2 protein-coding genes and 1 pseudogene are annotated in these 4,414 nt (G+C 64.8%); 2 read left to right on the forward strand and 1 reads right to left on the reverse strand.

Annotation, left to right across the window (positions count from 1 at the left end):
* Positions 1–3,164, reverse strand: a pseudogene (locus AC5JJ6_RS00790) (vitamin B12-dependent ribonucleotide reductase); the annotation flags it as partial.
* Between the two features lie 485 nt (positions 3,165–3,649).
* Here AC5JJ6_RS00790 and AC5JJ6_RS00795 point away from each other — a divergent pair.
* Both AC5JJ6_RS00795 and AC5JJ6_RS00800 read left to right on the forward strand, forming a co-directional pair.
* Entirely contained in the window at positions 3,650–4,036 is a 387-nt protein-coding gene (locus AC5JJ6_RS00795) for an NADH:ubiquinone oxidoreductase subunit NDUFA12 (protein WP_496040210.1), read from the forward strand.
* 50 nt (positions 4,037–4,086) lie between these two features.
* Positions 4,087–4,414 (forward strand): MlaD family protein (locus AC5JJ6_RS00800; RefSeq protein ID WP_496040211.1); only part of this gene is annotated, 328 nt, incomplete at its 3' end.

The raw sequence follows: 4,414 nt of genomic DNA on the forward strand, positions 1-4,414 counted from the left end.
GGCTCGAAACGGACGAAGGTGAATGCCTCGACGAACTCTTCCAGCGGCACGCCGTACTGGAGGCCGATCGAGATCGCGATGGCGAAGTTGTTCATCAGCGACCGGAAGGCAGCGCCCTCCTTGTGCATGTCGATGAAGATCTCGCCCAGGCGGCCGTCCTCGTACTCGCCGGTCCGCAGGTAGACCTTGTGACCGCCGACGACGGCCTTCTGGGTCTAGCCCTTGCGGCGGTGCGGCAGCTTCTCGCGCTCGGCCTTCTCGCGCATCCGCTCGATGACCTTTTCGACGATCCGCTCGGCGACCATCGGGGCGCGCTGGGCGGGCGGGGCGTCGATGATGGCCTGGACGGTATCGCTCTCCTCCGACTCGTCGACGCCTTCCAGGATGCTGCTGGACAGCGGCTGGCTGAGCTTGGAACCGTCGCGGTACAGCGCGTTGGCCTTGGTGCCGAGGCGCCAGGACAGCATATAGGCGTCCTTGCACTGCTCGACCGTCGCGGCGTTCGGCATGTTGATGGTCTTGGAGATGGCGCCCGAGATGAAGGGCTGAGCCGCCGCCATCATGTGGATGTGGCTCTCGGTCGAGAGATACCGCTTGCCGATGCGGCCGCAGGGATTGGCGCAGTCGAACACCGACAGGTGCTCGTCCTTCAGGAAGGGAGCGCCTTCCAGCGTCATGGCGCCGCAGCAATAGGTGTTGGCGGCGTCGATGTCGGCGCGGGAGAAGCCCAGATGCGCCAGCATGTCGAAGCCGAAATCGTCCAGCGCGGCGGCCGGGATGCCCAGCACTTCGGTGCAGAATTCGACGCCCAGCGACCACTTGTTGAAGGCGAACTTGATGTCGAAGGCGTTGCCAAGGCTCTGCTCGATGGTCTTCAGGGTCTCTTCGGTGAAGCCCTTCGCCATCAGCGCCGCATGGTTGACGCCGGGGGCGGTCTTCAGCGTGCCGTGACCGACCGCATACCGCTCCATCTCGCCGATCTGCTCCGGTGTATAGCCGAGCTTGGCGAGGGCTTCCGGAACGACCCGATTGATGATCTTGAAGTAGCCGCCGCCGGCCAGCTTCTTGAACTTCACCAAGGCGAAGTCCGGCTCGATGCCGGTGGTGTCGCAGTCCATCACCAGACCGATCGTGCCGGTCGGGGCGATCACCGTGGACTGGGCGTTGCGGAAACCGTACAGCTCGCCCAGTTCCAGGGCGTTGTCCCAGGCGCGGCGGGCCGCCGCGACCAGATCCTGATCGGGGCACTGCTCGGCCTTGATGGCGACCGGCAGGACCGACAGGCCCTCGTAGTTCTCAGTCGTGCCGTGGGCGGCGCGGCGGTGATTGCGGATGACCCGCAGCATGTGGTCGCGGTTGACGTCGTAGGCCGGGAATGTCCCGAGCTCCTGCGCCATCTCGGCCGAGGTGGCATAGGACACGCCGGTCATGACGGCGGTGATGGCGCCGCACAGGGCGCGGCCCTCGTCGCTGTCATAGGACAGGCCGGCGGCCATCAGCAGGCCGCCGAGATTGGCGTAGCCGAGGCCGAGGGTGCGGAACTCGTAGCTGAGCTGGGCGATCTCCTTGGACGGGAACTGCGCCATCAGCACCGAGATTTCCAGCACGACGGTCCAGAGGCGGCAGGCATGCTCGAACGACTCGATGTCGAACTGGCCGTCCGGACGACGGAAGGTCATCAGGTTCAGGGACGCCAGATTGCAGGCCGTATCGTCCAGGAACATGTATTCCGAGCACGGATTCGACGCGTTGATCCGGCCCGACGCGGGGCAGGTGTGCCACTCGTTGATGGTGGTGTCGAACTGTACCCCCGGATCGGCGCAGGCCCAGGCGGCTTCGCCGATCTTTTCCCACAGGTCGCGGGCCTTCAGGGTCTTGTGGACGTTGCCGTCGGTGCGGCGGATCAGCTGCCAGTCGGCGTCGTCCAGCACGGCTTCGATGAAGTCGTTGGAGATCCGGACCGAGTTGTTGGAGTTCTGGCCGGAGACGGTCAGGTAGGCTTCCGAGTCCCAGTCCGTGTCGTAGGTCTTGAACTTGATCGAGGTGTAGCCCTGGCCGGCGAACTGGATCACGCGCTGGACGTAGTTCTCGGGGATCATGTCCTTGCGGGCGTCCACGATCGCCTTCTTCAGCGCCTTGTTTTCCTTGGGGTCGAGGCGCTTGGGATCGGTCGGGGAGAAGCCTTCGGTGGCTGCCAGCATGACCGCGTTCATGTGGCGCGACGCCAGCTTGGAGCCGGCGACAAGGGCAGCGACCTTCTGCTCTTCCGTGACCTTCCAGTCGATATAGGCTTCGATGTCGGGGTGGTCGAGATCGACCGTGACCATCTTGGCGGCGCGGCGGGTGGTGCCGCCCGACTTGATGGCGCCGGCGGCGCGGTCGCCGATCTTCAGGAAGCTCATCAGGCCGGAGGACCGGCCGCCGCCCGACAGCTTCTCGCCGTCGCCGCGGACCTTGGAGAAGTTGGAGCCGGTGCCGGAGCCGTACTTGAACAGGCGCGCCTCGCGCACCCACAGGTCCATGATGCCGCCGTCGCCGACCAGATCGTCGCGCACGCCCTGGATGAAGCAGGCGTGGGGCTGCGGGTGCTCATAGGCCGACTCGGACGCGGTCAGCTCGCCGGTGCGGAAATCGACGTAGTAGTGGCCCTGCGCCGGGCCATCGATGCCGTAGGCCCAGTGCAGGCCGGTGTTGAACCACTGCGGGCTGTTGGGAGCCGCCATCTGGCGGCACAGCATGTAGCGCATCTCGTCGAAGAAGGCGCGGGCGTCCGACTCGGCGTCGAAATAGCCGCCGTGCCAGCCCCAGTAGGTCCAGGTTCCGGCCAGACGGTCGAAGACCTGACGGGCCGAGGTTTCGCCGACCTTGCGGCTCTCCTTCGAGACGCGCTTCAGCGCTTCCTCGTCGGCGACCTTGCGCCACAGCCAGCTGGGGACGGTGTTTTCCTCGACCGCCTTCAGGACGGCCGGAATGCCGGCCTTGCGGAAATACTTCTGCGCCAGGATATCGCAGGCGACCTGGCTCCAATCGGCCGGGACATCGACGTTGGCGAGCTGGAAAACGACCGAACCGTCGGGATTGCGAATCTCGCTGGTGGTGGTGCGGAATTCGATGCCGTCATAGGCGTCCCGTCCTTCGGTCGTAAAGCGTCGCTCAATCCGCATCTCAGTAATCCCTGTTTAGCTTGGCGCTGTGTCAGCCCGATCTCGATCCCGGCACCGGCGAGCGGCCTGGAGGTGAGGCCGACCTTGTCGCAGCGCTGTTGGAGCAGCGGGCCGCGATATCCTGTGCTTGGTCCGGAGTGTGCCACAAGTTCTGGTGTAGGCAACAAGATTTTGAGGTTGACGTTCCGCCCGACACCAAATGATGTGTGCCGGTGTGCTCGGGGAGCCACTGAATCGTCATGTGGGGGGAATGTGGATGGCAGCGTAGCCGGCTGCCGGGGCCGCGTAAACCCGTTGACAGGGGGGCGCAGAATCATGCGATCGGGCGTCCCGATTCGCGGACCGTCAGGGCAGCCGTTCGGAGAGCGGTCCGTTATTCCGCGGCATTTGCGCTGTCCGGCTGGACGCGGACAAACCCAGGTGCCATATTCCGCCCCGACGAAAAAGTACGTAAATGGGGTTCGTCCCCGTGTCAGCGAGCGGCCATGAAAGAACGTATCTCCTTCAACACGTTTATGTCGAACCTACAAATCCGCCTGTTCACGTGGCGCCGTGGCGAGCTGGTCGGCACCGATTCGTTCGGCAACGCGTACTATCGCGACAAGAAGGCCACCGGCCAGCGCGAGCGCCGCTGGGTGCTCTATAACGGCGAGCCGGAAGCTTCCAAGGTTCCGCCGGAATGGCACGGCTGGCTGCACCACACGGTCAAGGAACCGTTGAAGGAGGGCAGCGCCTTCCACAAGCCCTGGCAGAAGCCCCACACACCCAACGCCACCGGCAGCCTGACGGCATACCGGCCGCCGGGACACACGCTGGAAGGCGGCGTCCGGGAGCGCGCCACCGGCGACTACGAACCCTGGACGCCAAGCTGACCGGCCGTCGGCGCCGGACCGGACCAGGGTTATCCACCGAGGGATTTTGAATGCGCAGGAATACCATTGAAACCGTGCTCGGCGGTGTCGTCATCGTCGTGGCGGGTTTCTTTTTGGTCTTTGCCTATACCAGCGCCGACCTGAGACGTGTCGATGGCTACGAGGTCACGGCCAATTTCTCCAGCGTCGGCGGTCTGCAAAGCGGCAGCGACGTGCGCATCAGCGGCGTCAAGGTAGGTACCGTCACGAGCCAGACGCTCGACCCCAGCACCTATCTTGCCGTCGTCCACATGTCGATCGACCCCAGCATCAAGCTGCCCAAGGACACCGTGGCGGTGATCGCGAGCGAGAGCCTGTTGGGCGGCAAGTACATGTCGC

The sequence above is a fragment of the Skermanella sp. genome (genome assembly GCF_059503625.1).

Bases quoted from the DNA above. Each gene is read 5' to 3' on its own strand.
- AC5JJ6_RS00795 (WP_496040210.1), top strand. From the start codon at position 3,650: ATGAAAGAACGTATCTCCTTCAACACGTTTATGTCGAACCTACAAATC.